Source organism: Paenibacillus sp. OV219 (assembly GCF_900110075.1).
Lineage (GTDB): Bacteria > Bacillota > Bacilli > Paenibacillales > Paenibacillaceae > Paenibacillus_Z.
Genome location: NZ_FOCJ01000001.1, coordinates 1082066 through 1108809 on the forward strand (window position 1 = coordinate 1082066; position 26744 = coordinate 1108809).

The 26744-nt window shown below is 52.2% G+C and carries 28 protein-coding genes; 25 read left to right on the forward strand and 3 right to left on the reverse strand.

Features of this window, described 5'->3' with window-relative positions; genetic code table 11:
• Positions 1–2 precede the first annotated feature (2 nt).
• From BMY11_RS04835 to BMY11_RS04895, 13 genes are all read left to right on the forward strand, one after another.
• Positions 3–1097: a DUF58 domain-containing protein gene (locus BMY11_RS04835; RefSeq protein ID WP_090573300.1), complete on the forward strand. Its 1095-nt coding sequence runs from the start codon at positions 3–5 to the stop codon at positions 1095–1097.
• On the forward strand, positions 1094–2401 hold the full coding sequence (locus BMY11_RS04840) for a DUF4129 domain-containing protein (RefSeq protein WP_090573301.1): 1308 nt from the start codon (positions 1094–1096) through the stop codon (positions 2399–2401). Before BMY11_RS04835 ends, BMY11_RS04840 begins: the two co-directional genes overlap by 4 nt.
• A gap of 79 nt (positions 2402–2480) precedes the next feature.
• Positions 2481–2807, forward strand: a complete 327-nt coding sequence (locus BMY11_RS04845) for a hypothetical protein (RefSeq protein WP_090573302.1) — start codon at positions 2481–2483, stop codon at positions 2805–2807.
• A gap of 221 nt (positions 2808–3028) precedes the next feature.
• Positions 3029–4096, forward strand: a complete 1068-nt coding sequence (locus tag BMY11_RS04850; RefSeq protein WP_090573303.1) for an XdhC family protein — start codon at positions 3029–3031, stop codon at positions 4094–4096.
• Positions 4029–4628, forward strand: coding sequence for a nucleotidyltransferase family protein (locus tag BMY11_RS04855; RefSeq protein WP_177182494.1), 600 nt, complete (start codon positions 4029–4031; stop codon positions 4626–4628). The genes BMY11_RS04850 and BMY11_RS04855 overlap by 68 nt, the downstream gene beginning before the upstream one ends.
• A gap of 14 nt (positions 4629–4642) precedes the next feature.
• Entirely contained in the window at positions 4643–5545 is a 903-nt protein-coding gene (locus BMY11_RS04860; RefSeq protein WP_090573304.1) for an FAD binding domain-containing protein, read from the forward strand.
• 2 nt (positions 5546–5547) lie between these two features.
• Positions 5548–7875, forward strand: coding sequence for a xanthine dehydrogenase subunit D (pucD, locus tag BMY11_RS04865; RefSeq protein WP_090573305.1), 2328 nt, complete (start codon positions 5548–5550; stop codon positions 7873–7875).
• Positions 7876–7895: 20 nt separating this feature from the next.
• Positions 7896–8405, forward strand: coding sequence for a (2Fe-2S)-binding protein (locus tag BMY11_RS04870; protein ID WP_177182495.1), 510 nt, complete (start codon positions 7896–7898; stop codon positions 8403–8405).
• Positions 8402–8908: a 2-oxo-4-hydroxy-4-carboxy-5-ureidoimidazoline decarboxylase gene (gene uraD / locus BMY11_RS04875; RefSeq protein ID WP_090573306.1), complete on the forward strand. Its 507-nt coding sequence runs from the start codon at positions 8402–8404 to the stop codon at positions 8906–8908. Before BMY11_RS04870 ends, uraD begins: the two co-directional genes overlap by 4 nt.
• Positions 8909–8925: 17 nt before the next feature.
• Positions 8926–9927 carry a factor-independent urate hydroxylase gene (gene pucL / locus BMY11_RS04880; protein ID WP_090573307.1) on the forward strand — a complete coding sequence of 334 codons (1002 nt, stop codon included), beginning with the start codon at positions 8926–8928 and terminating at the stop codon, positions 9925–9927.
• Positions 9924–10274 carry a hydroxyisourate hydrolase gene (uraH, locus tag BMY11_RS04885; protein ID WP_090573308.1) on the forward strand — a complete coding sequence of 117 codons (351 nt, stop codon included), beginning with the start codon at positions 9924–9926 and terminating at the stop codon, positions 10272–10274. Before pucL ends, uraH begins: the two co-directional genes overlap by 4 nt.
• Positions 10275–10347: 73 nt before the next feature.
• Positions 10348–10557 (forward strand): hypothetical protein, encoded by a 210-nt coding sequence (locus BMY11_RS04890; protein WP_090573309.1) that lies wholly within the window; start codon positions 10348–10350, stop codon positions 10555–10557.
• A 362-nt stretch (positions 10558–10919) separates the two neighbouring features.
• Positions 10920–12269 (forward strand): beta-propeller fold lactonase family protein, encoded by a 1350-nt coding sequence (locus BMY11_RS04895; protein WP_090573310.1) that lies wholly within the window; start codon positions 10920–10922, stop codon positions 12267–12269.
• Between the two features lie 75 nt (positions 12270–12344).
• Here the strand turns inward: BMY11_RS04895 and BMY11_RS04900 are convergent, their stop codons facing one another.
• Positions 12345–13115 (reverse strand): alpha/beta hydrolase, encoded by a 771-nt coding sequence (locus tag BMY11_RS04900; protein WP_090573311.1) that lies wholly within the window; start codon positions 13113–13115, stop codon positions 12345–12347.
• A 99-nt stretch (positions 13116–13214) separates the two neighbouring features.
• Here BMY11_RS04900 and BMY11_RS04905 point away from each other — a divergent pair, with 99 nt between their 5' ends.
• The 3 genes from BMY11_RS04905 (at position 13215) to BMY11_RS04915 (ending at position 16893) form a co-directional block, all read left to right on the forward strand.
• Positions 13215–14186, forward strand: coding sequence for a serine hydrolase domain-containing protein (locus BMY11_RS04905; protein WP_090573312.1), 972 nt, complete (start codon positions 13215–13217; stop codon positions 14184–14186).
• Positions 14187–14237: 51 nt separating this feature from the next.
• On the forward strand, positions 14238–16004 hold the full coding sequence (locus BMY11_RS04910; protein ID WP_090573313.1) for an ABC transporter ATP-binding protein: 1767 nt from the start codon (positions 14238–14240) through the stop codon (positions 16002–16004).
• 85 nt (positions 16005–16089) lie between these two features.
• Complete coding sequence (locus tag BMY11_RS04915; RefSeq protein ID WP_256217299.1) at positions 16090–16893, forward strand: sugar phosphate isomerase/epimerase family protein; 804 nt, start codon at positions 16090–16092, stop codon at positions 16891–16893.
• 160 nt (positions 16894–17053) lie between these two features.
• Here the strand turns inward: BMY11_RS04915 and BMY11_RS04920 are convergent, their stop codons facing one another.
• The gene (locus tag BMY11_RS04920; protein WP_090573314.1) at positions 17054–17209 is read right to left on the reverse strand and encodes a DUF1540 domain-containing protein; all 156 of its coding nucleotides are present in this window, start codon (positions 17207–17209) and stop codon (positions 17054–17056) included.
• A gap of 146 nt (positions 17210–17355) precedes the next feature.
• Between BMY11_RS04920 and BMY11_RS04925 the strand changes: the two genes are divergently transcribed.
• Positions 17356–18639 (forward strand): voltage-gated chloride channel family protein, encoded by a 1284-nt coding sequence (locus BMY11_RS04925; protein WP_090573315.1) that lies wholly within the window; start codon positions 17356–17358, stop codon positions 18637–18639.
• A 29-nt stretch (positions 18640–18668) separates the two neighbouring features.
• On the opposite strand, the gene BMY11_RS04930 is transcribed toward BMY11_RS04925, so the two are convergent.
• A complete protein-coding gene (locus BMY11_RS04930) occupies positions 18669–19139 on the reverse strand; it encodes a C40 family peptidase (RefSeq protein WP_090573316.1) in 471 nt (156 codons plus the stop codon).
• A 234-nt stretch (positions 19140–19373) separates the two neighbouring features.
• Between BMY11_RS04930 and BMY11_RS04935 the strand changes: the two genes are divergently transcribed.
• The 8 genes from BMY11_RS04935 (at position 19374) to BMY11_RS04970 (ending at position 26627) form a co-directional block, all read left to right on the forward strand.
• A complete protein-coding gene (locus BMY11_RS04935; RefSeq protein WP_090573317.1) occupies positions 19374–19907 on the forward strand; it encodes a hypothetical protein in 534 nt (177 codons plus the stop codon).
• A 119-nt stretch (positions 19908–20026) separates the two neighbouring features.
• Positions 20027–20209, forward strand: a complete 183-nt coding sequence (locus BMY11_RS04940) for a hypothetical protein (RefSeq protein ID WP_090573318.1) — start codon at positions 20027–20029, stop codon at positions 20207–20209.
• A gap of 121 nt (positions 20210–20330) precedes the next feature.
• Positions 20331–20666: a metal-sensitive transcriptional regulator gene (locus BMY11_RS04945; protein ID WP_090573319.1), complete on the forward strand. Its 336-nt coding sequence runs from the start codon at positions 20331–20333 to the stop codon at positions 20664–20666.
• Positions 20667–20805: 139 nt separating this feature from the next.
• On the forward strand, positions 20806–23022 hold the full coding sequence (locus BMY11_RS04950) for a heavy metal translocating P-type ATPase (protein WP_090573320.1): 2217 nt from the start codon (positions 20806–20808) through the stop codon (positions 23020–23022).
• Positions 23023–23045: 23 nt separating this feature from the next.
• Positions 23046–23243, forward strand: coding sequence for a copper ion binding protein (locus tag BMY11_RS04955; protein ID WP_090573321.1), 198 nt, complete (start codon positions 23046–23048; stop codon positions 23241–23243).
• 145 nt (positions 23244–23388) lie between these two features.
• Positions 23389–25323, forward strand: coding sequence for an ATP-dependent DNA helicase (locus tag BMY11_RS04960; protein WP_090573322.1), 1935 nt, complete (start codon positions 23389–23391; stop codon positions 25321–25323).
• 90 nt (positions 25324–25413) lie between these two features.
• Positions 25414–26139, forward strand: coding sequence for a thioredoxin domain-containing protein (locus tag BMY11_RS04965; RefSeq protein WP_090573323.1), 726 nt, complete (start codon positions 25414–25416; stop codon positions 26137–26139).
• Entirely contained in the window at positions 26136–26627 is a 492-nt protein-coding gene (locus BMY11_RS04970) for a disulfide oxidoreductase (RefSeq protein WP_090573324.1), read from the forward strand. Before BMY11_RS04965 ends, BMY11_RS04970 begins: the two co-directional genes overlap by 4 nt.
• Positions 26628–26744 lie beyond the last annotated feature (117 nt).

The following is a 26744-nucleotide window of genomic DNA, read 5'->3' on the forward strand; positions in this document are numbered from 1 at the left end:
CGATGGGAATTCAATGGTATATATTAAGCACGCTGATGGTCATTATTGTGCAGCGTTTTATTTTCAAGTATCGGGCGATGCGAGGAGTTAGTTATACGCGTTCCTTCAGTGTGGCAACCTGCTTTGAAGGGGATCGCATTGAGATGGTGGAGCGGATTGCGAACCGCAGAATAATTCCAGTGCCATGGCTTCGCGTCGAATCGCAGATGCATGCCGGCTTGAAATTTGACAGCGATTCCAATTTCGATGTGAGTAAAGGGCAGTTCTACCAGAATCACCGAAGCTTGTTCAGTTTAATGGGCAATAAGCAGCTGACAAGGCGACATACAGTGCAAGCCGTAACGCGCGGCTGCTACCGGATTTCCAGTGCGTCATTAACGTTTGGCGATTTGTTTGGCGCGTTCAGCGCTTATCAGTCTGTACCGCTTGAGGTGGAGTTGCTCGTCTATCCACAGCCTGCCGATCCTTCGCTAATCCAGCTTCCATCGCGAAGCTGGCAGGGGGATATTACGGTGAAACGATGGATTGTCGAAGATCCATTCGCGATTAGCGGCGTACGGGAATACCGGGCTGGCGATTCCCTCAAGTCGATTAACTGGAATGCGACTGCGCGTGCGGGAGCGCTGCAAGTTCACCGCCGTGACTATACAGCGGACTACCGGCTGGTTGTGCTGCTGAACGTTGAGGATCATGAAGGTATGTGGGAGGTCGTGAACAATACGCCGCTCATAGAGGAAGGCATTCGGTATGCGGCGGCTGTTCTGCAATATGCGACAGAGCAGGGGATGGAGACGGCTTTTGCTTGTAACGGGCATGAGCTCGATCAACCAGGGGCTGTGATGTCCGTGGAGCGAGGGAGCGGGGCAGAGCATCTGGTCCATCTGTACAATCAGTTGGCGAAGCTCGTCATCGTACGAGCGTTGCCATTTGATACGATGATTGATAACCTCGCCGAACAGTGGGAAGAGCGCTACGATGTCGTCGTGATCTCAGCATTTATGAGTGAGAAGATTGAGCGTGCGATGCGTAAGCTTCGTGAGAACGGACATTCGGTCGATTGGCTTCCGGTTCGGGACCAAGAGGAGGCTGCAGGATGATAAAAAGGCTTACGGGCACAAGACTGCTCCTCCCGACTGCGTTAATAGAACTTCTCTTGCATTTGCCACTTGTTCTGATTGTCTATGTTTATCGGCCAAGCTTTGCTCCTACGCTTACGGAAATGCTGCTGCTCCTACTCGTAGGCTACGTCATCGGCTATGGTGTGAATGCGATCATTCGGTTCGTTCGTGCGTTCCCGCGTGTGCTCGTTGCGGCCGTTATCGGTGGAGCGGGCGGCATAGTGTTATTCGGCGTGAATTTCGATGGCATCTATACGGCTCTCCTGCTTGCCGCAGCTGCGTACCGTGGCGGCAGATATGTGATTTCGCCGGCGTCCAATCGCTTGATGCCGCGGGAATTTGTGCTCGGACTGATGTATTATTTCTTCGGTTCGATCGTATTCAGCTTCAAGGCGGAGTTTGATCATTACCAGAAGCTGGTGCTCGTCTGTGGGCTGTTCGCGCTCGTGGTGACCTTGTTCCAGACGAACAGAAGCAATGTGAATCGTGAAACTCTATCCGGCGCAGTGAAACCGGTGGTCGAACCTACAGTTAGGCGCCATAACCGGATCTTTGTCGGTATCATCGCAGGTATTTCGGTCTTAATCGTCATCTCGTACCAGATGCAGGCGATCTTTAGTGCCATATACCGTTATTTTGAAGAGTTGTACCGGCAAATGCCGAAAGAAGACGTTAAATCACCGCTTCAGTCAGGTGGTCAAGATCAGTCGCCTTTCCCAACTGAGTTGCTAGGCAAGCCTACGAGAACAATGCCGCATTGGGTGGATATTGTACTTTATATTATTGTGGGTCTTGTAGTCTGCTTCATCCTATGGCTATTGCTGCGCCAGCTGAAGCATCTGCCAGAATGGCTCCGATCCCTTCAGCAGAAGCTGAGAGATCTGTTTAGCAGGGATAAAGGTAGCTCATCTAAAGGGTATGTCGACCAGGTGGAGCGAATTCAAAAATCTCGAAAGCTGAGCGAGCTATGGAGGGGACGGTCCAAGGAGCCTCGTGTCCGTTGGAAGGACTTAGTGGATAATGAAGCGCGAGTTCGCTACTTGTACCGGCGCTGGATCGGCAATAGCGTGAAGAAAGGGTATGCTTTCAGACCGAATCTGACTCCTCTGGAGGTTGCGGCAGAATTGCAGTCCCAGAAACTGATTCATGCAGATACAGCAGCTACGACAGAGCTTGTACAAGCATATCAGCAAGTGCGCTACGGTAGCGGGAAATTATCGGATGAGCAAGTTGGTCGGCTCGCCGACTCGATGGGCCGTACGGACGAAAAAAGCAAACGTTAGTGAAATGAACATATTTAACCAGCAGCTGGGCATCCTACTTGCGGACAACTTGAATAGTGTCGCGAGGGAGGACTAGCGAATGAATATGCAAAATCAACCGCCAGTGAACAGCCAACAGCTCAGCTATGAGCAGTTTCAAGCACAGGTGAGGCAGCGTGAGCTGCAGGAGCAGGAGCAGGCACAGCAAGCGCTGAAGCGTGTGGGGCTCGATCCAAAGTCTCAGCAGGTGCAGCAGGTGATCCAGCAGCTGCGCAGCATTGAACAGGAACTGCAGCAAGCGGAGAATCAGCTTCAGATGCAAATGGATGCTCAGCGCCGCCAAATTAAGCTGATCCAGCAGAAAATCCAGCATACTGTGGCGCAATTCCAAAGCGCAAGCGCAAATTCGAATTCTTATATGCAATAAAGAGTGACCGGTTTGAAATAGCCCTTCTCGCGATCCCGTTCGGATCTAGACGAGAGGGGCTTTTATTTTGCGACAATAATGTAATATAAGTGTTATGTAAATTAACATAAAAAGCTTGAAAATAAGAACGTATGGAACTATTATGTTATATAATATAACATTTATAGCTGAGCTGCACTACACGATGGACATGTCAGGATCATTCAGGGAGGGAGCCCAGCATGGATATTGTTTCGTTGCTCGCTGTATTGGACGGAATGGAAGAAAGGACAGTATCTCCAGTTCTCGCTACGATTGTCCGGACCACTGGACATTCGTACCGTAAGAAAGACGCCGCCATGCTGATTCTGCCCGGTGGAACCAAGGCGGGAAGCATTAGTCCCGGATGCTTGGAGGATGACCTGCAAGCACGAGCAGACATCGTTGCTTCGTCAGGAATGCCGGAGCTGGTCGCCTATAACATGAAACCGCATGAGGATGCGATTTGGGGAGAAGCGATAGGTTGCGGCGGCGAGATTACGGTGCTGCTGGAAGCGGTACAGGGAGAGCTTCTACTCTTGCTGCAAGCAGCATCACAACTGCTGCAAAACGGTGAGCCAGCCCGGCTCTGCAGGCAATGGCAAGGTCCATTCATGGGCTATACGCTCAGTCGAGGTCTTATTAGAGGTACCGGCTTCAAGGCGGCGAGAACGGATCAAGCGTTTCTTGATTCAGTGTGGATGCCGAAGCCGAGATTGATCCTGTTCGGCGCAGGTCATGATGCAGAAGCGATTGCGGCACTAGCAGAAAATGCGGGATTTCACGTAATTACTACTGATTGGCGCGATGGTCGTCTGATATCGGGTCATAGCATGATCGGTTCGCCGGCTGAGATTCAAGATTCGCTGAACATGGGGCGAGGCGATTACCTTATTGTTTGCAGCCATCATCAGCTGAAGGATCGTGCAATGTTGGAACAAGCGCTGCCACTTGGACTGAGCTATATCGGCATTCTTGGCTCAAGAGCGAGAATCGCCATGCTGCTAGATGGTCTGATCGTTACAAGCAATTTGCATGCCCCAGTCGGGCTGCCGATTGGAGCTGACGGCCCACTACAAATTGCAATTAGTATCGCCGCAGAACTTATTGCTGTTCATTCCCGATCCGTTCATGCGGCAGTGGAGAGGGAGGATATGTATGAGAATCGGCTGCATTTATTTGGCGGCGGGCTCGAGCAGGAGGATGGGCGAGCCGAAGCTGTCGCTGGAGCTGGCTCCGGGCATCACGGTTGGAGGCCAGGGCTTGCATGAGCTGCGCTATTGTGGCTTTCATCCGCTCACGGTTGTCGTACGGTCGGATGATCCGCTGCTCTGGCTGTGTGATCGTAATCGGAAGGATCGGCTGACTTCACTTCCGAAAATTCGTATAACGCCATGTAAGGATGCGGTGAATGGGATGTCTTATTCACTGCGAAGTGGGCTTACAGCGCTGCTGCCGGAGAAGATGGATGCTGTGCTCGTTGCCCTCGCTGACCAGCCGTTTATTTCAGCGTCGCATCTGAAACGACTTGTCTATGTATATCGCGAGGACCCTTCGTTGCACTATGTTGCAAGTGGCTATGGAGAGACAGTAGGACCACCGCTTATTATGAATAAATCGTTGTTTCCGCAGCTGCTGGAGCTGGATGGAGATCGTGGAGCTAGACATATTTTGAAATCGCCGGATTATGTTGGGAAAGTCGTTCGTTATGCCGCCGAGTGGACATTCATGGACATTGATACGCGAGAGGAGCTTGGAGAGGCGCGCCAGCTCTGGTCGCAAATGCAGATGAATGCGAATTAGAGGAGGGATCGCCTGTGGCAGCGCCACTTAGCATGGCCGGGGAATACGCGATCGTCTGGCAACCTCACGATGCGGCAGAGGCATGGCGGCTGAAGCAGACCTATGGCCCTGATTGCGAATATATCGCAGGCGGGACGTGGCTAGCGGTTCAATGGGAGAATGAATCGTTCGCAATGCCTCGCCATCTCATTGATCTTGCCTCAATCCCTGGCGTTAGAGGAATAGCGGTGCTGGGAGATGAGTTGTTCATTGGTTCCTTAACGTCATTAAACGTATTACGTAGTGATCCGCTTGTTGCAAGTGAGTATCCTTTAGTGACAGAGGCGATCAGGACGATTGCTGCGCCTTCCATCCGTAATTTAGCTACAATTGGCGGTAATGTAGGCTCTAGGACAGGTGATCTGCTGCCTGCGCTTCTTCTCTATGAAGCCGAACTGCTCTGGCATGATGGTCATAGCTCGAAATGGGAACCTGTGTCTGAATGGCTGGAACAGTCGAAGGATGTTATTAGGCAGCAAGGGCGGATCTTGCTCCAACTCAAGCTGAAGCCGTCTTCTCATAGAGGTCAGGTGCTTGCCTACTATGAGAAAGTGGGGAGAAGAGAAGCATTCACGCCATCTGTCGTCACTTGCGGATTTGTAGCAGAAATAGAAGGTGCATGCACTTGTCGGAAGGTTAGCCGAATCCGAATCACTGCAGGTGGCGGTCTCATGAAACCAGTGAGACTGCCGAAGTCGGAGGTGCTGCTCGTGGGGAAGGCGCTGGAGCCTCAGCTTATGGAGCAGTTCTATGAACAGCTGGTAGATGAGATTGAACCTGCTGGCGATCTATTCGTATCAACAGCCTATCGAAAGCAGACTGCCGCTAATCTAATTGCCGCAGGACTATGGCAGAAGTGGCAACGTTCGGAGGGATGAACATGCTGTTAAACCGGGAATCCAGCAGCACGCGCTGGCGTACGAGACCGGACGGTCGTGAAAAAGTGACGGGTCAGCTATCCTATCTGACCGACCGGATAGCGCCTCATATGCTCATTGGCAGAGTTCTTCGCAGTCCTCATCCGCATGCGCGCATATTGGCTATCAACACGGAGAATGCGGAGAGGTTGCCAGGCGTACATGCCGTTCTTACTTACAAGGATGTGCCAGGCATGAACGGATTCGGTATTGCCGTGCAGGATCAGCCAGTGCTGTGCTACGACAAAGTGCGTTATGTCGGCGATGCCATTGCTGCTGTGGCAGCTGAAACCGCACGTCTAGCGGAGCGTGCGCTGGCGCTCATCGAAGTGGAATATGAAGTGCTGCCCGTTGTCGATGACCCATCGGCTGCGCTTGCGACGGACGCGCCGCGACTACACGCGAAGGGGAATGTGCTGCATCGAGCGGAATTCAAACGCGGCGATGTGGAGAAAGGGTTCATGCGCTGTAAGCACATTGTTGAGGAGACCTATCATTCGTCGCGGCAGATGCACACCTATATGGAGACCGAAGGTGGTCTGTTCGTCCCAGAGGAAGAAGGAAGGCTCACTGTATACGCACCAACGCAGCATGGCTTCATGGATCGGTTGCAGCTCTCCAGAATTACGAAGCTGTCTGAACAGACGATTCGGATCGTCTCCAGTCCAATCGGCGGCTCCTTCGGCGGAAAAGATGAGCTTAACGTTCAGCCATATGGAGCGCTGCTTGCATTGCACACGCAGAGGCCGGTCAAACTCCACAACTCTCGCAAAGAGTCGGTCCGAACCGGGCTGAAGCGCCATCCGATGACAATTAAGATGCGTACGGGAATCGACGAAGCGGGTACGATTCTAGCTCATCAGGTCATCATCACGGCAGATACGGGCGCTTATGCGACGCTTGGCGCTGAGGTGCTGAACTTCGCTACCGAGCATGTGCTTGGTCCATATCGCTACGAACATGTGGATGTACGAAGCGTATCGGTCTATACGAATAACGGGATGTCAGGGGAATTTCGCGGCTTCGGCGGCAATCAGGCACTCCTAGCACTGGAGGGGCAGATGGATCGTCTTGCCGAGATGAGCGGCATGGATCCGTGGGCCTTCCGCCTGCACAATATGCGAAGAGCAGACGATCCGGGCCCGTTCGGGCAGCCGATTGCGCCAACGAATGGCGCTCAGCTCGTATGGGATGCGCTCGCTGCATCGCCGCTTTGGAATGAGAAGCTGCGGCAACAGCATGGTGGCCGAACAGCATCGGAGGAACAAGCAGCTGATTCGCGGCTGCGCACAGGCATCGGCGCCGCCTTCATCATGCACGGCGCGGGGCTCGGCGCAGGCATCCCTGATCCGGCGGGCGGCAGGCTTGTCCTCGCCGAGGACGGGAAGATTGAAGCGCAATTCGGCTACGAAGAATGCGGACAGGGACTGCTTGCGACACTTGAGCTGATGATGATAGAGCAGTTCGGCTTCGCTGCTGAAGACCTGAGGCTCGTCATCGGCGATACGGATGCGGTGCCAGACAGCGGTTCAACGACCGCATCAAGGGCGACAACGATGATGTGGCAATCGCTGCAGCAGCTTCGGCCTTCTTTTGAACGGAGAGTACTTGAGGCAGCGGAAGCTATAACCGGACATCCTGCAGAAGAGTTACGGCTTGGTGCTGGCGGCGTGTGGCAGAAGCTAAAGCAGCCTGAGCAGCAAGTGGGGTCGACAGCCAACGATGTTGAACTGATCATTAGCTATAAACAACTGGCAGCTAGTTCGCAGGGTACAGAACAGAAGATTCGCGTTGAAACGAAATTCGCTTTTCCGACAACGTCTTTCAATCGAACTGGCGCGCATTACTTATACACCTTCGCCGCTGTCGCAGTGAAAGTCGAGGTGGATACGTTAACGGGACGGGTTCATGTCCTTGACCAGTTTCATACGATTGCAGCCGGTCCGGTTATGAATCCGCAAGGCTACCTCGGGCAGATCGAGGGCGGCAGCATTATGGCGCTCGGTTACACCTTGACCGAAGAAGCGCTAATGCAGGGTGGGCATTATGTAACCCGAAACTTGGATACGTATCTCATTCCGACCATGAAGGATGCAAGCGGACGGATTGCGGTACAACCGATTGAACAATTGGCTGAAGGTGACCATTATGGCCCGCGAGGCATTGGAGAGATCGGCTCCGTCGGATTGGCTCCAGCGATCTTGTCGGCTGTTCATGACGCGACCCGCAAGCGGTTGAACCAACTGCCAATCGACCCGCATTCACTCATCGAACGAACGAGATTTGCGTAAGAAAGGCGGAGGGGATCGCGATGAAGAAACTATCGGAGCTGCAGCATTTTCCGCATCCCATGTTCAATTGTACCGTTAATGATGAACCGCTTGCATTGCATGTACCTGCAAGCAAAAGATTGCTGTCGATCCTCCGTGAAGACTTGCTGCTTACCGGCACGAAAGTGGCATGCGAAATCGGTAGATGCGGAGCTTGTATGGTTCTCATTGACGGCAAACCGGTGAATGCGTGCTTAACGATGGCTTATCAGTGCGCAGGCAAGCGCATTACGACGATTGAAGGTCTTGCAGGCGAAGGAGATGATCTTCATCCGGTACAGCAAGCTTTTCTCATGGAAGGCGGTTATCAATGCGGTTATTGCACGCCGGGCATGATCGTATCCGTCACAGCGCTGCTCAAGGAGAATCCGAATCCGACGCAGGCTGATGTGGAGGAAGCGTTGTCCGGCAACCTGTGTCGTTGCACTGGATATGGCGGGATACGGCGAGCTGTGCAGCATGCAATTGAACAAGGGAGGGATTCGACATGAACGACAGGCTTCAGCTCTGGCAGCTGAATACGATGAGCCGTGAACTGTTCACGCAGCAGCTCGGCGGGATATTTGAGCATTCGCCTTGGGTAGCAGAGAGGGCGTGGGGGATGAGGCCCTTTCATTCGTTATTGGAGCTGCATGAGGCCATGATTCAAGTGGCGAGGGAAGCGCCTGAGGAGCAAGTTCTCACCTTGCTGCGCGCGCATCCCGACCTCGCTGCCCGAATTCAGATGACAGCGTACTCTGAAGAAGAACAGACGGGAGCAGGGCTGCAACAATTGACGCCGGAGGAGTTCAGCCGATTTACCGAACTGAATGCTGCTTACATGCGGAAATTCGGGTTCCCTTTCATTATCGCGGTCTACGGCAAGAGCAAGTCGGAAATTGCAGCAGCGATGGCAGTCCGGCTCGAACATTCCGCAGCGCAGGAGCGCAGGCAAGCACTGCTTGAAATTCAGCGCATCTCTTGGCTGCGTATTCAGCGGAGTATCGAAGAATAAAGAAGGGAGATGATCACATGCTGCAGCTACGAGATGGCCGTACGTTGTATTACGGCAAAGGCGATGTGCTCACTTACCGCACGTATGCGGCACCACTTGGAGTAAAGCCGATCCCAGAGTCGGCTTATATCGGGGAATCCAATGTGATTTTCGCCCATAATGTGAAGTTCTCCGTATGCAGCGAGCAGCTGCTCACTTCGTTCAGCAAAGGCGATAACTCACTCATCGTTGCAACCGATTCGATGAAGAACTTCATCCTCCGGCAAGCTGCTAGGTATAGCGGAAGTACTACGGAAGGCTTCCTCGCGTTCGTTGGCGACGCATTCCTTAATCAATACCCGCACATCAGCACAGTTGACATCCAGGCGGACAAAATCCATTTCGACACTGTACGCGCAGGCGGCCGCGAGAGCAGCGGGCTCGTCTTCAAACCATCGCATAATGAGCATGCGCATGCATCGCTTGTTATGAATCGCAGCGACCAGGGAGGCGAAATCGTATCGCATATATCCGGCCTGGCTGACCTGCAGCTTATTAAAGTAAGCGGTAGTTCGTTCTACGGCTTTATCCGGGATGAATATACGACGTTACCCGAAAGCTACGACCGACCGCTGTTTATTTACTTACACATGAACTGGCATTACACGGATACCGCTGACGCACTCGACAGCTCGAGAGGACGATACGTGCCGGCAGAGCAAGTCCGGGATCTTGCGCAGCATATCTTTCATTCCATCGCATCGCCGTCCATCCAATATCTCGTCTGCCAAATCGGGCTTCATCTGCTGAAGCGTTTTCCGCAGCTGGCGGGAGTCCATTTCGAATCGAACAACCGAACGTGGGAAGCGATCGCCGATCACGATCCGCATGCGCGTGCTTGCGTTTACACGGAACCGCGTCCTCCTTATGGGTTTCAAGGCTTCTCACTCAATCGCTCTGATCTGACGAGCGGCGAATTTGAAATGGCGGACTGCGGTTCTGCTTCGCGCGCTTCGGTCAAGCCGCTGGCTTCGCCATGAGAGGGCGGCTTACTACACATGTGCTGGATACGTCCCAAGGGAAGCCGGCTGTCGGCATGCGTATTGAGCTATGGGTACGTTCATCGCTTGGAAGAGAACCGCAGCTGGTGAAGTGCGCTGTCACCAATGCCGACGGCCGCGTTGATGAGCCGCTGCTCGGCAGTGGCGAGCTTCACATCGGTGAATACGAGCTGATCTTCGCGGTTGGGGAGTATTACGGACTTCTCGAAGCTGCGCCATTTCTAGGCAGTGTCCCCGTTCGCTTCACCGTAACCGATTCGAATTCGAATTATCATATTCCGCTGCTCGTAGCACCTGGTGGATATAGCACCTACCGGGGAAGCTGAAGCAAACTTTGCATTCCAGCTGGCAGAATGGTAGAATATTTTACCAACCAACCATGTAGGGAGTGCATAACTTATGTCAGATCAGCCAATACCCTCGGTGCATCCATACTATCAGCATGCGATTGAAGCGTTTAAGCTGCTGCCTGCCGCGTCAGACGGGCTAATCCAGCTACAGAATGCTTTTGCAGCATCGAATGAGGATTTCCTCGCGATCGAGCTTAAACATATGATTGCAAGACTAGAAGAGATTAAGGTGCTGTTCTCCAGTGGGCCGCAAGGCTAAATTAGTTCAGGCAAAGTCGGTTGATAGCGAAACCCGCGTGTTTTCACGACGGGTTTTTTTGTGCATTTTCTGGCGAGCGAGAAAGAGGCGCGGAAAGTGGCCGAAGAGTATCTCTCGATGATACACTTTGGCGTGAATTTGCCGAAAGTGGCAAAAAAAGAATCACTCAGTGATACACATTGATTTGATTTTCGCTGAGATAGGAAAGCCGCGATTGGTGCACTCCAGAAGGTCGCCATTCGCCGCACTGAAGCCGAGCGAAAGACTCATCAATCTACCAATTAGACCTAGTGTGTTGTCTCGCGCCTTTTACTCTAGCAGTTCATACGATAAAGGTATGGAAGAGTAGAGGAGGCGTCCCTATGCCGATCTTGGATACAGGACTGCTCGTTAATCGGGAAGCACGGCGCACCGTATCGTTGACCATTCATGTCATGAATCGTGGCAGACAGCAAGCGACAGCCGGCATTCAGATCTATTCGGCAGTTTCGCCGCGCAGCAAGCAAAGCGAATCAATGGAAGGGGATGAGGAGAGCCAGTATAGCGGGTACGGACAGATTCAAATGGAGCGTTCGACGCTCGTTCAGCTTCAGCCAGAGCAAAAGGCATCATGTACGTTTATGATGGAGCATGACGTCAGTCATTTGCAGCTGTATGGGGTGCGGATTACGACGACTGGGCTCGCTGCGGGGGAAGTCACTGCGGCGGTTGCGGAGCGAGATGAGGATGGCGCGCTTATTGTGCAGCAGCAGGTGCCCGTCACAGGAGGTTATATGGATGAAATGATGCATGCCTATGTCGCGAATCATACGCAGCATTCCATAACGGTCATCCAAACGGCCACGCATACCCGAATTGCAACGATCCCACTTCCGGCAGGCAGCAGTCCGAGATCGCTCGACTTTACGCCAGATGGTCGCGAGGTATATGTCACCTGCCAAGGGGACAAAACGGTCCGTGTCATTGATACGCTAACCCACGAAGTGACCGGCGAGTATATGTTGCCGCAAGGCGCTGTGCCCATAGCGATTGCGATTGCGAAGCATGCTTCAATTGCGTACATTACGACACTGGTCGAAGATTATTTGATCATCGTGGATACTCTAACGAGATCGCTTGTGAAGCTAGTGCCGCTGCCAAAAGGGAGTGATCCGGTTCAAATGGCCATTGCGCCAGATGGAAAGCGTGTGTATTGCTGTCTCATCAATAAAGCCGCGATTGCAGTACTGGACTCGGTGAAGCAAACGCTTCTGCCGATGATTAAGCTTCCGCATGGGGCGAAGCCGTCGTCTATTGCCATTACACCTGACGGGGCGCTTGCCTATGTGACAGATGTACATCATGATCGTATCTATGTTATGCGGCTCAGCTCGAATACGATGGTGACGTCGATCAGGCTGGATGCTGGCGCAGATCCGCAGAAGATCGTCATTACACCGGACGGCGCGCTTGCTTATGTGGCAGCGCGTGGCGGGGATGAAGTGACGGTCATTAACCTGTCACGGAACGAGATCTTGACCAACATTGAGCTGCCAGGTGGCAGCAATGCGAGTGATGTCGCGATTACACCAGACGGCGCGAAAGTGTATGTGAGCATTCTTACCTTCGGTTATGTAGCGGCGATTGAAGTAGCCAGCCAGCTGCCCATTGCGATTCTACCCACTGGGAGCTTCCCGTCAGGCGTTGCGATATCGCCAATATTGCTCCACTAAGTTAAGCGTAAAAAGCCGCAGAACCCGCGAGTGCGTTCATGACATGCACTCGCGGTTTCTGCGGCTTTGTCTTCATTAGAGAGGCAGCCATTCCAGCACACGCTGGATTTGTTTATCCCAATAGCCCCATTCATGCTCGCCCGGTCCTTCTTCATAAGTGAGCGGCAAGTTCAGCTGCTTCACATGATCACGGAATCGGATGTTGTCCTCATATAGGAAGTCTTCCGTGCCGCAGCATTGGTATAATAACGGTATAGGGATGTCTGCTTGCGCTGCAAGCGTATCCGCTGCGAGGTACAGATTGTTCGGCAGCTCATTCACATAATTGTCCGTACCGAAGACTAGCCTAGCTTCTTCCGGCATCCGATGAGTGAAGCTTGCCACATCGAAACCGCCGGACAGGCTGGCTGCCGCTGCATATTGCTCTGGCTTATTCAGCGCCAGCTTGAATGCGCCGTAGCCGCCCATAGACAAGCCTGCGACGAAGTTATCTTCTCTGCGGTCCGATAGAGGGAAGAATGAACGCGCGATTGCCGGCAGCTCTTCGCTGATGAAGGTCCAATATTTGCCGCCGGCTGCCATATTGGCATAAAAGCTGCGGTGGACGGCGGGCATGACGACCGCGATGCCAAGCGATGCGACATAGCGCTCGATCGAAGTGCGGCGAAGCCAGATCGAGTGGTCATCGGACATCCCGTGCAGCAGATACAACGTGCGGTGCTTCGTCTGTGCTGCCGCTTTGGAATCCATGCCGATTTGAGAAGGGGCCGATTGCGGTAAGATAACGTTCATTGAAGTGGAAAGTCCGAGTGTTTCCGAGAAGAAATCACATTGAATAAGTGCCATAAGCGCCTCCTAGACAGATATGTAATCGCTGTAATCTAATCTCTTTTATTGTACACGCAATACAAAAAAACTTAAACGAGCAAGTGAGGAACAACCACAATGAAGCTGACTTCACTCGGCACCCCGCGGGGCTTGCTGACAGACGAACTGCAAGAGCAGCTGTACGCTTGGAAAATAAAAGATGTCGCCTTGCTGCAAGGCGGCTCGCTGCTCTGGAAATGGCATGACAAAGGCGGAGATCGCATCGGCGCAGTCTATTCCTGTACGAAGAGCATTTTATCCGCGCTAATTGGCATTGCGATTGAACAAGGGCTGATCGATAGCATCGAAACGCCAATCAGCCGATACTTTCCGCAACTTGAACGAGCAGAGGATGAGCGGAAACACGCAATTAGAATCAAGCATCTGCTCACCATGACTTCTGGCATAGAGTGGCCGGAGTTTGATAAGCCGTATTGGCAGATGAAGCGCACGGATGACCCGGTTTCATTCATCCTCTCGCAGCCAATGGAGCATGAGCCTGGAGATGCTTTCGCCTACAATTCCGGCGGATCGCATCTGTTATCAGCGATATTGACGCAAGTGACAGGCATGTCCACCTATGACTATGCCGATCGGATGCTGTTCAAGAAGCTCGCATTCCGACGACCGAGATGGAACAGTGATGCTGCAGGCATCTATGAAGGTGGAGTGGGGCTGCATATGACCGTCGCTGATATGGCGAAGTTCGGTCAGCTTTACTTACAGGGCGGTCGCTGGGAAGGCGAGCAGGTGGTGCCAGAAGCGTGGGTAGCGGCATCAACGACGGCGCATCACAAAGGGTTCTCCCACTACGATCCTCCGATATTCGGGGAGTACGGGTATCACTGGTGGGTTTCCTCGCAGGCACATAACGGGGTAATCGGCTTCTATTTTGCAAAGGGATATGGTGGTCAATATATTGCCGTTGTCCCTTCCCTTGAGCTCGTGGCTGCGATACGCAAGGAACCGGAAGGGAAGAGCAGCGCCATCTACGCCAAACAACTTCTACTCGAAGTAATCGTTCCATTCTGTTCATCTTCTGTTCATTAACCGGTGATAATATTTCGCTCATAACACCAAAGGGGAAGGACAGGATGAGTCATGGAAGAGAAAGAACCTAAAGAAACGAAAGGAAATTGGAAGCAGCTGCTGAGGTTGATTGCGAGGACGAAGCCCTCGAAAGCATTAATTATATTTGCAATTATTATGAGCTTGGGAGGAACGGCTGTCTCGCTGATCATTCCGCTGTTTACGAAAAATCTCATTGACGGATTTTCGATAAGCAATCTGAGCTGGCAGCAGATCGCCGGCTTCGGCGGGATCTTTATCCTTCAGGCGGTTGTCAGCGGCTTCTCCGGTTACATGCTTAACGTAGCGGGCCAACGCATCGTCGCGAATTTGCGGGATCGGCTGTGGAAGAAGCTGCTTGTGCTTCCGATCCCATATTACGATAGCAATCGGACAGGCGAAACGATCAGCCGCATGACGAACGATACCGGCATTGTGAAGCAGCTAATCGCTGAAAATTTAACGAATTTCTTGTCCGGCATTATTAGCGTCATCGGATCTGTCATCGTCTTGTTCTACATGGATTGGCAGATGACCTCGGTCATGCTCGGCGTCATTCCGATTGCGGCACTGTTCATGGCTCCGCTCGGCAGGCAGATGTATCTTATCTCCAAAGGGCTGCAGAAGGAGACGGCTTCGTTCACAACGACGCTTACACAGGTGCTCTCGGAAGTGCGGCTTGTGAAATCAATGAATGCAGAGCGCAGAGAATATGCAACAGGCAGCAAATGGATTAAGAGCTTGTATCAATTCGGGGTCAAGGAAGCGAAAGTGCAGGCGTTAATTGCGCCGCTCATGTATTTCGTTATGATGATGCTGCTCGTCGTCATTATCGGCTACGGCGGGATGCGCGTCGCTTCAGGCGCACTTAGCGCAGGCGAGCTCGTCGCGTTCATTCTATATTTGATTCAGATCGTGATGCCAATGACGCAAATTACGACGTTCTTCACGCAGTTCAAGAAGACGGTCGGCGCAACGGAAAGGATTAGCTTCATACTCGATTCGCCAGAGGAGGATCACGAGCAAGGGAAGTCGGTTAGCGAGACGGCACAGCCAATCACGTTGAACAGTCTCGGCTTCGCTTACGGCAGCGGTGAGCCGGTGCTCACGAACCTTGATTTCCGCGTTGAACCCGGCACGGTGACAGCGATTGTTGGACCGAGCGGAGGCGGCAAAACAACGCTGTTCTCTCTGCTGGAACGTTACTACGAGCCTACAAGCGGCAGCATCAAATATGGGGGCGAAACGATTGATAGCTTTAATCTGCGGGAATGGCGGAGCCAGTTCGGGTACGTGTCGCAGGAGAGCCCGCTAATTGCAGGCACGATCAAGGCGAATATTAGTTATGGCATCGAACATGACGTTAGCGATGAAGCTCTTATGAAGGCGGCCGAGATGGCTTACGCGCATACATTCATCAGCGAGCTGCCGGAAGGTTATGATACGGAGGTTGGTGAGCGAGGAATCAAGCTATCAGGCGGACAGCGGCAGCGGATCGCAATTGCAAGAGCGCTGCTGCGTGATCCGAAGATACTCATGCTCGACGAAGCGACATCAGCACTGGACAGCAAGTCCGAGGTCGTTGTGCAGGAAGCGCTGAAGAATCTGATGGCTGGCCGTACGACGCTCGTAATCGCACACCGGCTGTCAACGGTCGTCGACGCGGACCAAATTATTTTTGTTGAGAAGGGCAAGCTTACGGGAAGCGGCACTCATGAGGAGCTACTGGCTACGCACCCACTTTACCGAGAGTTCGCAACTAGGCAATTGCGCTTGCAAAGTGTAGAAATCGTAGAATAAGCGTAGTCACATTGGACATGCACCGTGTATAGTGGTAGCTGCAAACCAAATTATAACGGTATTAGACTTTAGGAGGAAAAAGCTCTTGCAAACGAAATTTTTGAAACCTCTATGGGGAATGGAAGGCAGTTACCGCGAGATGTTTACCCGCATTCAAGCAGCAGGCTTTGACGGGGTTGAAACACCGATGCCGGATGTGGCAGAAGAATCGGAGTTTAAAGAGCTTCTTCAAGAGTTCGGTCTTGATTTCGTACCACAGATCTTCACAGGCGGCACTGATCATGCAGCAAGCTTCCAAGAGCAAGTGGAACGCGCTGTATCGTTCAAACCGTTGTTTGTGAACTCGCATAGTGCACGCGACTCGATGACATTCGATGAGCAAATTGATTTCTTCACAAAAGCACTTGCGGTTGAGCGTTCGACAGGCCTTATGGTTGGTCATGAAACACACCGCCAGCGCGCAATGTTTACGCCTTGGACGACAGCACGTTTGCTCGAAGCGTTGCCTGAACTGAAGTTGACGGCAGATTTAAGCCACTGGACATGCGTATGTGAATCGCATTTGGAAGACAACCAAGCGGATATCGCGCTTGCAGTTTCCCGCACGCTGCACATCCACGCTCGTGTTGGCTATGCTGAAGGTCCGCAAGTACCAGACCCATCCGCACCTGAATATGCAACTGAGGTTGCATTGTTCGAGGGCTGGTGGAAGCAGATGATTCAAGCACGTGCCGCACAAGGCCAGCAATTCGCTTACGTTGCGCCAGAATTTGGCCCTCCAGGCTACCTGCACACACTACCGCACACGAATGTGCCGGTTGCAGACCTGTGGGAAGTGAACGACTGGATCTACAGACGTTTCCGTGAAAATGTGAAGCAGTGGGTTTAATAATTCCATTCTCAATGATAATTATTATCACTGTTGGCTATACTACGGTATAGAGGGACAGGATGAGCCGCCTCTGACAAGGCGGCTCATTGTTTTTTTACACCAAATAGAATTTGAACTTTTGCCATAGGGACGGCGACAGCCGTTTACACTTGACGGCTTAAATTTTTGACTCGAATGTTTTGCAGTCTGTCTCTTCCGAGTTTTTCGCGTTCTGTCCGCGGTTGTTGACTACATAGATGGACGAAGCATTGCAGTTATTGCCTGCAGCCCAATACTTGCAGGAGTTCACTTCACATAGTACGTCTTTAGCCATAAGTAGATCACCTCCATTCTTAATTAGGATGGGCGTATTGGCATGCCTTTTATACCCCATACGAGAAGTTTATTGCCGATGTCATATTGAAACAGCTATGATGGGAATAACTTTTTCGGGTAGAAAGGTAAGAGGGCGGCAAGCAAATGCGTACGATTATAAATTGGGTCCTATACGGATTAATTGTTGGGGTATTTTCTGGCTTAGCGTCCGCGCTGTTCTTAGCTGGGCTTGATGCTGTGACGAATGTGCGCGAGGCGCATGCATGGCTGCTGTTTCTGCTTCCGCTTGCAGGAGCGATGGTCAGTTATGGGTATATGAGGTGGGGCGGAGCAGCTTCGCGCGGTAACAATCTCATTGTGGAACAGATTCGTTCTTTGCAAGTGGATCGGGTAGAACGTGTTCCGCTGCGGATGGCGCCTATGATATTGCTGGGCACGTGGGTCACGCATTTGTTCGGCGGATCAGCAGGACGTGAAGGGACGGCTGTTCAGATGGGGGGCAGTCTCGCGGATCTCGCTGCACGCTTCTTTCGGGCCGATGCAGTGGATCGGCGGATCCTATTATTATGCGGCTTAAGCGGCGGCTTCGGAGCCGTCTTCGGAACTCCGCTCGCTGGCGCTGTGTTTGCTCTTGAAGTGGTAACGTTGGGGGGGCGAATGGCATACAAGGCGATCGTCGCTGTTGTCATCTCGGCATTCGTGGGAGATTGGCTAACGCGCGCAGTTGGCATCAAGCATTTATCGTACAGCATGGGCGGCATTCCGTCATTCTCGATGCTGCTGCTCGTGAAAGTGGCTGCAGCTGCGATCTGTTTCGGCCTTATGAGCTGGCTGTTCGTGACGGGAGTCAAGCAGTTGAAGGGTGTCCTCAGCCGTATCGTTCCGCGTGTCTATGTAAGGAGCTTCATTGGCGGAGCTGTAGTGATCGCGCTCGTCTACATCGCCGGATCGCGAACCTATCTCGGGTTAAGCTTGCCCTTGCTCGTGCAATCGTTTCAAGAGCAGCTCCCTTCTGTTGATTTCGTCTGGAAGAGCGTAATTACGGTCATTACGCTTGGCTCGGGCTTTCTCGGCGGAGAAGTGACGCCGCTCTTCGTAATTGGCGCCGCACTCGGTAATGCGCTCGCGCCGGTTCTGCATCTCAGTGTACCGTTCCTCGCTGGACTTGGACTGATTGCCGTATTTGCTGGGGCAGCCAATACGCCGCTTGCTTGCATCGTGCTTGGCTATGAATTGTTCGGCGGCGCAGGGATCGGCTATATGTTCGTTGTTTGTCTCATCAGCTATATGTTTTCTGGGCACGCAGGTATTTACGAATCGCAGCTGCTCGGAGTGCCGAAGCCGCGCTTTCTCATTCGAGTGCCTGGCGCGGGGTTATGGCTTGGACGCGCAAACGCGAAAAAGAAGGGAAGAACCGCTCCTCATTAGAGCGTTTCTTCCCTTCTTGTATTCTTGCATTAGACGCGGCGTGCCGTTGTATAGTGCTGGCTCCACCAACCGGACTTGATGCTCGAGACCACAACGCCCGGCTTGCCATATGTGTGCAGAATTTTGCCATTACCGAGATAGATTGCAACATGGTGAACGGGCTTATAGAAGAAGACCAGATCGCCAGGCTTCAAGTTGCTGCGGCTTACATATGAACCAACCTTTGATTGGCTCTTAGAGGAACGAGGCAAATTGATGCCGTACTTCTTGTACACATATTTCGTGAACGAAGAGCAGTCGAATACACGTGTAGTACTTGTCGAAGCGCCAAATTTATAAGGTGTTCCCAAGTATTTTTTACCCGTGCTGGTTATGCCTGCTGCCGTAGAAGATGAGGTTGCGTGTGCCGGCTTTGCTTGCAGCGCCACAGTGCCGCCCATTAATAATGAAAAACTAAGTGTTACGCTCAAAGCTAGTTTGCTCATGTTTGTCTTTTTCATAATTGTTCCCCCATTAGTTGTTTTCGGTAGGACAAAATGACCTAAAGCCACTATAGCACAAGAAAAAATCCCATCATTTACTTGGTAAGCGGATTCTTAAGCAATTTCAAGGTATCTGAGCGAAGTATGAGAATTCGATTAGAAAATCTTCATTGAGCGCATATTGACAGGCACGATCGAATACTATCATGGAATGATGTGAAAAGTTAGGCGGATAAAGGGGCGGCATGCGTGATGGATTACTTCTATTTCTGCAGCATTGCTGGTATTGTCGGCTTGTCCGGTTATTCCATCGTTCGTACGCGGCGGCGAAGCGCGAGGCTTAGCTGTATGGCGGGCATGATGATTGCGATGACGATTGCGATGATGGCAAGTGTCACCGTCGGCACGATTATGGGTATCCTCTATCCGCATGACCTGACTTCGCCAACCGTACTTGCCGTGCTGCTCGGCATCGTTTGCGGTTATATGGCAGGACAGCCGATCAGTGCGATGGCGGCGCTTGACGGTATGCTTGCAGGCATAATGGGCGGCATGATGGGCGCTATGCTTGGTGTTATGCTTGGCAGCCATCCTGAGATGATGGCCGTGTTCATTGACGTTATCTATTTGTTCATTCATGTTGTACTTCAGCAGCTCATTCGCGAGGAGTCGCAAGGTGCAGGGGAAGAAACAACGGCGAAGGTGAAGGAGTCGGTGCTGTTTCATCCGTATGTATTCGCCTTTGGCATCTTCGTTCTGGCAGCTGTGTTTCTATATCAAATCTAAATCTAAGCGGGCTTAGGCGGATGTACCCGAATTAATGTCTCCCGGTCAAACACCCAATCCATCAGCACCTTCTGTACATAATTTAAAGAGTACTCAATACCCCAGGAGGTGCAATGCTCATGTCTGGTCATGTAGGTGGAGCTTTTACGAGCGCTGGTGTAATTCTCGTACTTTTCATTCTGCTCGTAATCGTAATTTGTGGCTGCGTTGGCGGAGTAGGCGGAGGTCACGGCGGCTATGGTCCTGGTAATATGCCAGGAAACGTCGCTGGTGTCGCAGGCCCAGGTCCTTACAAATACTAATATAACAACGCGAGGAGGTGTCTCGCAGGCCACATGTTGGCTTGCGGGATGCCTTTTCTTTTGCTCAGTTGTATACCCCTGGGTGGTATGATATAGTTCGAAGCAGAAGGAGGTGTGCGGTATGCAAAATAGGGAGGAAGCAGCTTGTGATAGCCATCAGCACTCGCGTGCGGATGGACACCGGAAGAGCGCGCATTCGGACGAGGTCAAGAATAAGCTTATTACGCGGCTTAATCGGATCGAAGGCCAGATACGCGGGGTGAAAGGGCTGATTGAGAAGGATACTTACTGCGATGATGTCCTTAATCAGATCGCCGCGGCGCAATCTGCGCTGAACAGCGTAGGGAAGCTGCTGCTGGAGCATCATATGAACAGCTGTGTGATTGATCGTATTCAGCAAGGGGATAACGATGTCGTGAAAGAGCTGCTGATTACGATGAACAAGCTGATGAAGTAAAATCCTGCGAGCATGGCATGTAGATGCACATGTTTGTAGGATCATTTTTTCGCCTATTGAAATACCCCCATGGGGTATGTTAAGGTAGATGTAAGATATACCCCTGAGAGGTATACGAACGGTGAAGGGGATTGAGAGCATGGCGACGACGCAGAAGACGACGCTTCAAATTAGCGGCATGACCTGTGCTTCATGTGCAGCGCGAATCGAACGAGGGCTGTCGCGCATGGATGGTATTACGAGCGCTTCGGTTAATCTGACAATGGAAACGGCAAGCGTAGAATATAATCAGGCAGTTATTGAGGTTGCTGCTGTCATTACGAAGGTGGAGGGTCTTGGATTCCACGCAGAGGTGAAGTGGGAATCGAAGTCACCGGCAGAGATGCGCCAAGCGGACATCCGCAGGCTGCGCAATCGGCTTTTCATCTCTGCGCTTTTATCGCTGCCGCTGCTGCTAGCGATGGCAGGGCATTTGCCCTTTACCGCATCCATTGCGCTTCCCACGTGGCTGATGAATCCGTGGTTCCAGCTCGTACTGGCAACACCAATACAATTCTATATCGGTGGACCGTTCTACATAGGAGCCTATAAAGCTGTTCGGGGCCGAAGTGCGAATATGGACGTTCTTGTCGCGATGGGCACATCAGCCGCATACTTCTATAGCCTCTATGAAACGGTAGCATCCATCGGCGGCGGCATGCATAGGTTGGAACTGTACTATGAAACAAGTGCGCTGCTTATTACCTTCCTGCTGCTCGGCAAGCTGCTCGAGGCGCTGGCGAAGGGCCGATCCTCGCGAGCAATCAGCGCGTTGATCGGTCTGCAAGCGAAGACGGCAACCGTCGTTCGGGCAGGCGAAGAGCTTGTTGTTCCCGTGGAGTCAGTCGTGCAAGGTGACCTTGTCGTTGTAAAGCCCGGTGAGCGGATTGCCGTGGACGGCGTCGTTATGGATGGCAGCTCTTCCGTAGATGAAGCGATGTTGACCGGCGAGAGTATACCGGTACAGAAGGTCGAGGGCGATTCGGTCATTGGTGCAACAGTGAATGGCACCGGCATTATGCGCATCCGTGCCACGAAAGTCGGCAAAGATACGTTACTCGCGCAAATCATTCGAATCGTTGTGGAGGCGCAAGGGTCCAAAGCGCCGATCCAGCGTATAGCAGATGTGATCTCTAGCGTGTTTGTTCCGATTGTTATCGGCCTCGCGCTTATTACGTTCCTCATCTGGCTGTTCTTCATCGAGCCTGGCGAGCTCGGCACAGCGCTTCGCGTGGCCATCGCTGTGCTCGTCATCGCTTGCCCGTGCGCGCTTGGACTGGCGACGCCGACCTCGATCATGGCAGGCTCCGGTCGAGCGGCTGAGCTTGGCATTTTGTTCAAGGGCGGCGAGCATCTCGAGCGTGCCCATCGGATCGATGCGGTACTGCTCGACAAGACGGGGACGGTGACGGAGGGAAAGCCTTCGCTCACCAGTTACATGGTGGAGTCGGCATTTGAAGAGCGCCAGCTGCTCAGCTGGATTCGAACAGCGGAGAGCAGCTCGGAGCATCCCCTCGCCAGCGCGATTGTGAGCGGCCTCGCAGAGCAAGGAATCGCGCTGGCGGTTGGCAGCGCTGAGCAGTTTCGAGCGGTACCCGGCTACGGAATCGAAGCGCTCGTCGATGGGCGTATGATCGTCATCGGCACAAGGCGATATCTTGCGTTGCATCAAGTGGAGGTACCGGCATCGGCGCTCGCTCAGATCGAGCAGCTTGAAGAGATCGGCCAGACTGTCGTGCTCGCCGCAGTTGACGGCATCTATGCGGCAAGCTTGGCTGTCGCCGATACGGTGAAGCCGACTTCGCGAGCAGCGGTTGCGGCTTTAAAGCAGCTGGGGCTGAAGGTCATGCTTATCACAGGCGACAATGCGGCAACCGCTCATGCGATCGCGAAGCAAGCAGGGATTGATCAGGTCCTTGCCGAAGTGTTACCCGAAGGCAAGGCGGAGCAAGTTAAAGCGCTGCAGCAGCAAGGCATGAAAGTCGCAATGGTTGGCGACGGCATTAACGACGCGCCAGCGCTCGCGACTGCGGACGTCGGCATGGCGATGGGAACAGGCACCGATGTGGCGATGGAGGCAGCAGACATTACGTTGATGCGCGGCGATCTGAGCAGTATTTCTGAAGCCATCGCAATCAGCCGTAAGACGATGGTCAATATTAAGCAGAATTTATTCTGGGCGCTTGCCTATAACGCGATTGGTATTCCAATTGCGGCAGCGGGCTTGCTGGCGCCATGGGTAGCTGGCGCAGCGATGGCGCTAAGCTCCGTATCCGTCGTACTCAGCTCGCTTCGGCTACAGCGTTTCAAACGATAATTTTACAAGAGGAGTTGTTACTCATGACAAGCACCATTCAAGTAAAGGGCATGTCCTGCCAGCATTGTGTGAACAGTATTGAAGGCGCGTTGAAGAAGAAAGACGTAAAGGCAAAGGTTGACCTGCCGGCAGGTCGCGTGACGGTTGAGTTCGAAGAGAGCCGGATAACGATGGCGCAAATAAAAGAAACGATTGAAGACCAGGGCTTCGACGTTGTATAACCAAGCAAGCCAATGCTATGGCAAGTGATACAGCGTGCGAAATCGATGCAGGAAAATGCAGGCTAACCCAACGCGGGATTAGCCTTTTTCGCTATAAATATGCTATGATGAGGGCTTGATCATTGCAACTGGAGGCCTAATTTTCGTGAATCCATATCCTTTTGAATTTGACCCTAAACAGCCATTCGTCCAGCAAGCTAGTGACTGGATCGCGGATGTCTTCTATGAGCGGCTGCCGGAGGCAGGCTTTGAGCTTCGGGATGAACAAATTTATATGGCGTTTCAGCTGGAACGCGCGTATAACGAGAAACAGACGATTTTTGCAGAAGCTGGCGTAGGGACAGGCAAGACGTTCGTCTATTTGCTTTATGCCATTAATTATGCCAGATATACACGTAAACCAGCGATTATCGCTTGCGCCGATGAATCGCTTATTGAACAGCTCGTGAAGGCTGAGGGAGACATTGCGAAGCTTGCGCAGCATCTCGGACTTACGATTGACGCAAGACTTGGGAAATCCATGAATCAGTACATCTGCTTGAACAAGCTGGATGAAGCCCGCGCAGGCTTCGAGGATACGGAGCTATACGATGAGATGTACAAGACGCTTCCTGATTTCGTGAACAATCCTGGCACGATGAAAGCTTTCTACCCGTACGGAAACCGCAAGGATTACGCGGATCTGACTGATGAGCAATGGGCAGGCGCGGCATGGGATGTATTCCAGGACTGTCTGGTGTGCAACCGTCGGCACCGTTGCGGACAGACACTCTCTCGCGAGCACTACCGTAAAGCGGCGGATATTATCATTTGCTCGCATGATTTCTATATGGAGCATGTATGGACGTATGAAGCGCGGAAGCGGGAAGGTCAGATGCCTCTCTTGCCGGAGCATAGCTCGGTCGTGTTCGATGAAGGCCATTTACTCGAGACTGCAGCTCAGAAGGCGCTCACCTATAAGCTGAAGCATCATGTGTTCGAGTCGATTATTATCCGACTTCTGCAAGGTGAAATTCGCGAAGAGCTCGCGGTCGTCATTGACGAAGCGATTGATCAAAGTGAATTTCTTTTCAAGCTGCTTGCTGAGAGCAGCCGCTCGGTTGTTGCCTCTCATCGCAAAGAGGTCATCATGTCAGATGAGCTTCTGCGCGAAGTAAATAAGTTCGGCTCTGTGCTCAGCGCGATTGAGGAAGAGTTAGTCTTTGAGAGCGGCATGTTCACGATTGATCCGTATCAGCTCACCATCGTTGAGGAGCATATCGAGATGCTCCAAATTGCCCTGAATCTGTTCAAGCAGCCGCAAGGCTTGATCTCCTGGGTGGAAGAAGATCATGAGGGCGTTACGCTCGTCATTATGCCGAAGCTGGTGAAGGAGATACTGCGTGAGCGTGTATTTTCAAAAAATATGCCGATTGTGTTTTCCTCTGCAACGCTGTCGGTCGGCGGTTCTTTCGACTATATTGCTGAGAGTCTTGGCGTTCAAGACGCGCTCTCTTTCACAGTTGCATCACCGTACGATTACGAGCAGCAGATGAAGGCGTCTGTGGCTTTAACGGACGATGTGGCGCTGAAGCATAAGCTGACCCTTGAGAGATTACGGCAGTCAGAAGGACGAGCACTCATTCTGTTCCCTTCGAAAGAAGAGCTGCAGCAGTTCCGTACAGATATGGCGCATATTCCGGGCTACAGCCAGTATCGGTTCTTATTCGAGGGCACATCGGAAATTAGCCATCTGATCTCCGCCTTCCAAAATGACGAGCCGAGCATTCTATGCGCGGTCACTCTCTGGGAAGGACTGGATATACCTGGACCATCGCTGTCGCAAGTCATCATGTGGTCGCTGCCGTTTCCTCCGAACGATCCGGTATTTGCTGCGAAGCGCAGAGATGCCGAGATACCTTTTGAGACTGTAGATATGCCTTATATGCTGCTTCGACTCAAGCAAGGTCTAGGAAGGTTGATTCGCGGACGCGATGATTCAGGCATCATTACAATCTATGGACAGGAGCTGGCTGACCAGCGCGTCATGGATCAGGTGAAACGTATTATGCCGGAAGGCGTGGAGCTGCAACAGTTGTAAACGCGCGGAATTGACATCTAGTAAAGCGGACTCTACAATTTGAGATATGAGATAGAATAGGCTTAATAGATAAGGATGGGAGTAATAACGATGACGCAACCGATGAACAAATCTGCGTACAAAAGCCAGCGTAAAGCTGAGCAGGAGCGTCTAGAGAAGCAGCGGAAGCTAATGCGCAAGCTGATCTGGGCGACTGGAATTATCGTGTTATTAGGAATTGTTGCCGCACTTATTTTCACCCCGAAGTCAGATCCGACTACGTTCGAGTATGACAAGCTGCCTGTTCTTGGTCAAACGGATGCACCTGTGAAAATCGTTGAATTCGGCGATTACAAATGCCCGTCCTGCCAATATTTCAGCCAGCAAATTAAGCCGCAGCTGGAGAAGGAGTACATTGACACTGGCAAAGTGTCGTTCTACTTCATGAACTTCCCGTTCATCGGCGAAGACTCGCAGACTGCAGCGCTTGCCGCACAGTCGGTATTCCATCAGAACAATGAAGCTTTCTGGAAATATTACGATCTCCTTTATAAAAATCAACAAGACGAGCATACCGTTTGGGCGACCCCAGACTTCCTTGTGAAGCTGGCGAAGGACAATTCGCTGCCGATCGACTTTGACAAGCTGCAGTCTGACATCTCGAAAGCGACATACGAGAAGGAAGTCAACTCTGACGCATCGACAGCGAGAACGGCGAAGATTCAATCGACGCCGACGCTGTTCATTAATGGCAAAGAGTTTAAAGGCGAGTTCTCTGACTACCCTTCGATCAAGAAGGCGATTGACGACGCACTTGCGGCAGGTACAACCAAATGACGTCCGAGTCGCGGGTATTCGCGTTCTTCAGCAGATATGCGCTCTACTTGGCGTGGGTTGTTTCCATTGTCGCCGTTGGCGGAAGTCTTTATCTCAGCGAAATCATGAAGTTCGTGCCATGCAATCTGTGCTGGTATCAACGGATCTTCATGTACCCGATTGTCATTCTTCTTGGTATTGCAAGCTACGGGAACGATCGCAAAATCATCAAATACGTGCTGCCGCTCTCAATTATCGGCGGAACGATCTCGCTGTATCATTACTTGGAGCAGCAAATTCCAGCTTTGGCGAAAATGCTTCCATGTACGGTCGGTGTACCATGCAGCGAGGATTACCTGGATTGGTTCGGCGGTTATGTGACGATTCCATTCCTTGCGCTAATTGCTTTTGTTCTCATTTCGGCGCTGCTTATTAACGGTCGCAAGCATGAGGATGTTAGCGTGGACGATGAAGAGGATGAAGCGGAGTTTGAGTCTGCGGTGAACTGAATATTTTGTTGGGGGGGCGACCATGGTGGTCGCCCTTTTTTAGTTGGTGTGAGTTACAGTCACGCTGAGAGAGTGTATAGAGAGAGGCGATGCACTCGTTGGTTGGTTGGAGATGCT

Excerpts from the sequence above, each read along its gene's own strand:
- BMY11_RS04965 (WP_090573323.1), top strand. The coding sequence starts at position 25,414 with ATGACGCAACCGATGAACAAATCTGCGTACAAAAGCCAGCGTAAAGCT.
- BMY11_RS04925 (WP_090573315.1), top strand. The coding sequence starts at position 17,356 with ATGCGTACGATTATAAATTGGGTCCTATACGGATTAATTGTTGGGGTA.
- BMY11_RS04935 (WP_090573317.1), top strand. The coding sequence starts at position 19,374 with ATGGATTACTTCTATTTCTGCAGCATTGCTGGTATTGTCGGCTTGTCC.
- BMY11_RS04895 (WP_090573310.1), top strand. The coding sequence starts at position 10,920 with ATGCCGATCTTGGATACAGGACTGCTCGTTAATCGGGAAGCACGGCGC.
- BMY11_RS04945 (WP_090573319.1), top strand. The coding sequence starts at position 20,331 with ATGCAAAATAGGGAGGAAGCAGCTTGTGATAGCCATCAGCACTCGCGT.
- BMY11_RS04835 (WP_090573300.1), top strand. The coding sequence starts at position 3 with ATGGGAATTCAATGGTATATATTAAGCACGCTGATGGTCATTATTGTG.
- BMY11_RS04970 (WP_090573324.1), top strand. The coding sequence starts at position 26,136 with ATGACGTCCGAGTCGCGGGTATTCGCGTTCTTCAGCAGATATGCGCTC.
- BMY11_RS04930 (WP_090573316.1), bottom strand. The coding sequence starts at position 19,139 with ATGAAAAAGACAAACATGAGCAAACTAGCTTTGAGCGTAACACTTAGT.
- pucD (WP_090573305.1), top strand. The coding sequence starts at position 5,548 with ATGCTGTTAAACCGGGAATCCAGCAGCACGCGCTGGCGTACGAGACCG.
- BMY11_RS04845 (WP_090573302.1), top strand. The coding sequence starts at position 2,481 with ATGAATATGCAAAATCAACCGCCAGTGAACAGCCAACAGCTCAGCTAT.
- uraH (WP_090573308.1), top strand. The coding sequence starts at position 9,924 with ATGAGAGGGCGGCTTACTACACATGTGCTGGATACGTCCCAAGGGAAG.
- BMY11_RS04900 (WP_090573311.1), bottom strand. The coding sequence starts at position 13,115 with ATGGCACTTATTCAATGTGATTTCTTCTCGGAAACACTCGGACTTTCC.
- BMY11_RS04920 (WP_090573314.1), bottom strand. The coding sequence starts at position 17,209 with ATGGCTAAAGACGTACTATGTGAAGTGAACTCCTGCAAGTATTGGGCT.
- uraD (WP_090573306.1), top strand. The coding sequence starts at position 8,402 with ATGAACGACAGGCTTCAGCTCTGGCAGCTGAATACGATGAGCCGTGAA.
- BMY11_RS04955 (WP_090573321.1), top strand. The coding sequence starts at position 23,046 with ATGACAAGCACCATTCAAGTAAAGGGCATGTCCTGCCAGCATTGTGTG.
- BMY11_RS04850 (WP_090573303.1), top strand. The coding sequence starts at position 3,029 with ATGGATATTGTTTCGTTGCTCGCTGTATTGGACGGAATGGAAGAAAGG.
- BMY11_RS04905 (WP_090573312.1), top strand. The coding sequence starts at position 13,215 with ATGAAGCTGACTTCACTCGGCACCCCGCGGGGCTTGCTGACAGACGAA.
- BMY11_RS04950 (WP_090573320.1), top strand. The coding sequence starts at position 20,806 with ATGGCGACGACGCAGAAGACGACGCTTCAAATTAGCGGCATGACCTGT.
- BMY11_RS04940 (WP_090573318.1), top strand. The coding sequence starts at position 20,027 with ATGTCTGGTCATGTAGGTGGAGCTTTTACGAGCGCTGGTGTAATTCTC.
- BMY11_RS04855 (WP_177182494.1), top strand. The coding sequence starts at position 4,029 with ATGGGCGAGCCGAAGCTGTCGCTGGAGCTGGCTCCGGGCATCACGGTT.
- BMY11_RS04890 (WP_090573309.1), top strand. The coding sequence starts at position 10,348 with ATGTCAGATCAGCCAATACCCTCGGTGCATCCATACTATCAGCATGCG.
- BMY11_RS04870 (WP_177182495.1), top strand. The coding sequence starts at position 7,896 with ATGAAGAAACTATCGGAGCTGCAGCATTTTCCGCATCCCATGTTCAAT.
- BMY11_RS04910 (WP_090573313.1), top strand. The coding sequence starts at position 14,238 with ATGGAAGAGAAAGAACCTAAAGAAACGAAAGGAAATTGGAAGCAGCTG.
- BMY11_RS04840 (WP_090573301.1), top strand. The coding sequence starts at position 1,094 with ATGATAAAAAGGCTTACGGGCACAAGACTGCTCCTCCCGACTGCGTTA.
- pucL (WP_090573307.1), top strand. The coding sequence starts at position 8,926 with ATGCTGCAGCTACGAGATGGCCGTACGTTGTATTACGGCAAAGGCGAT.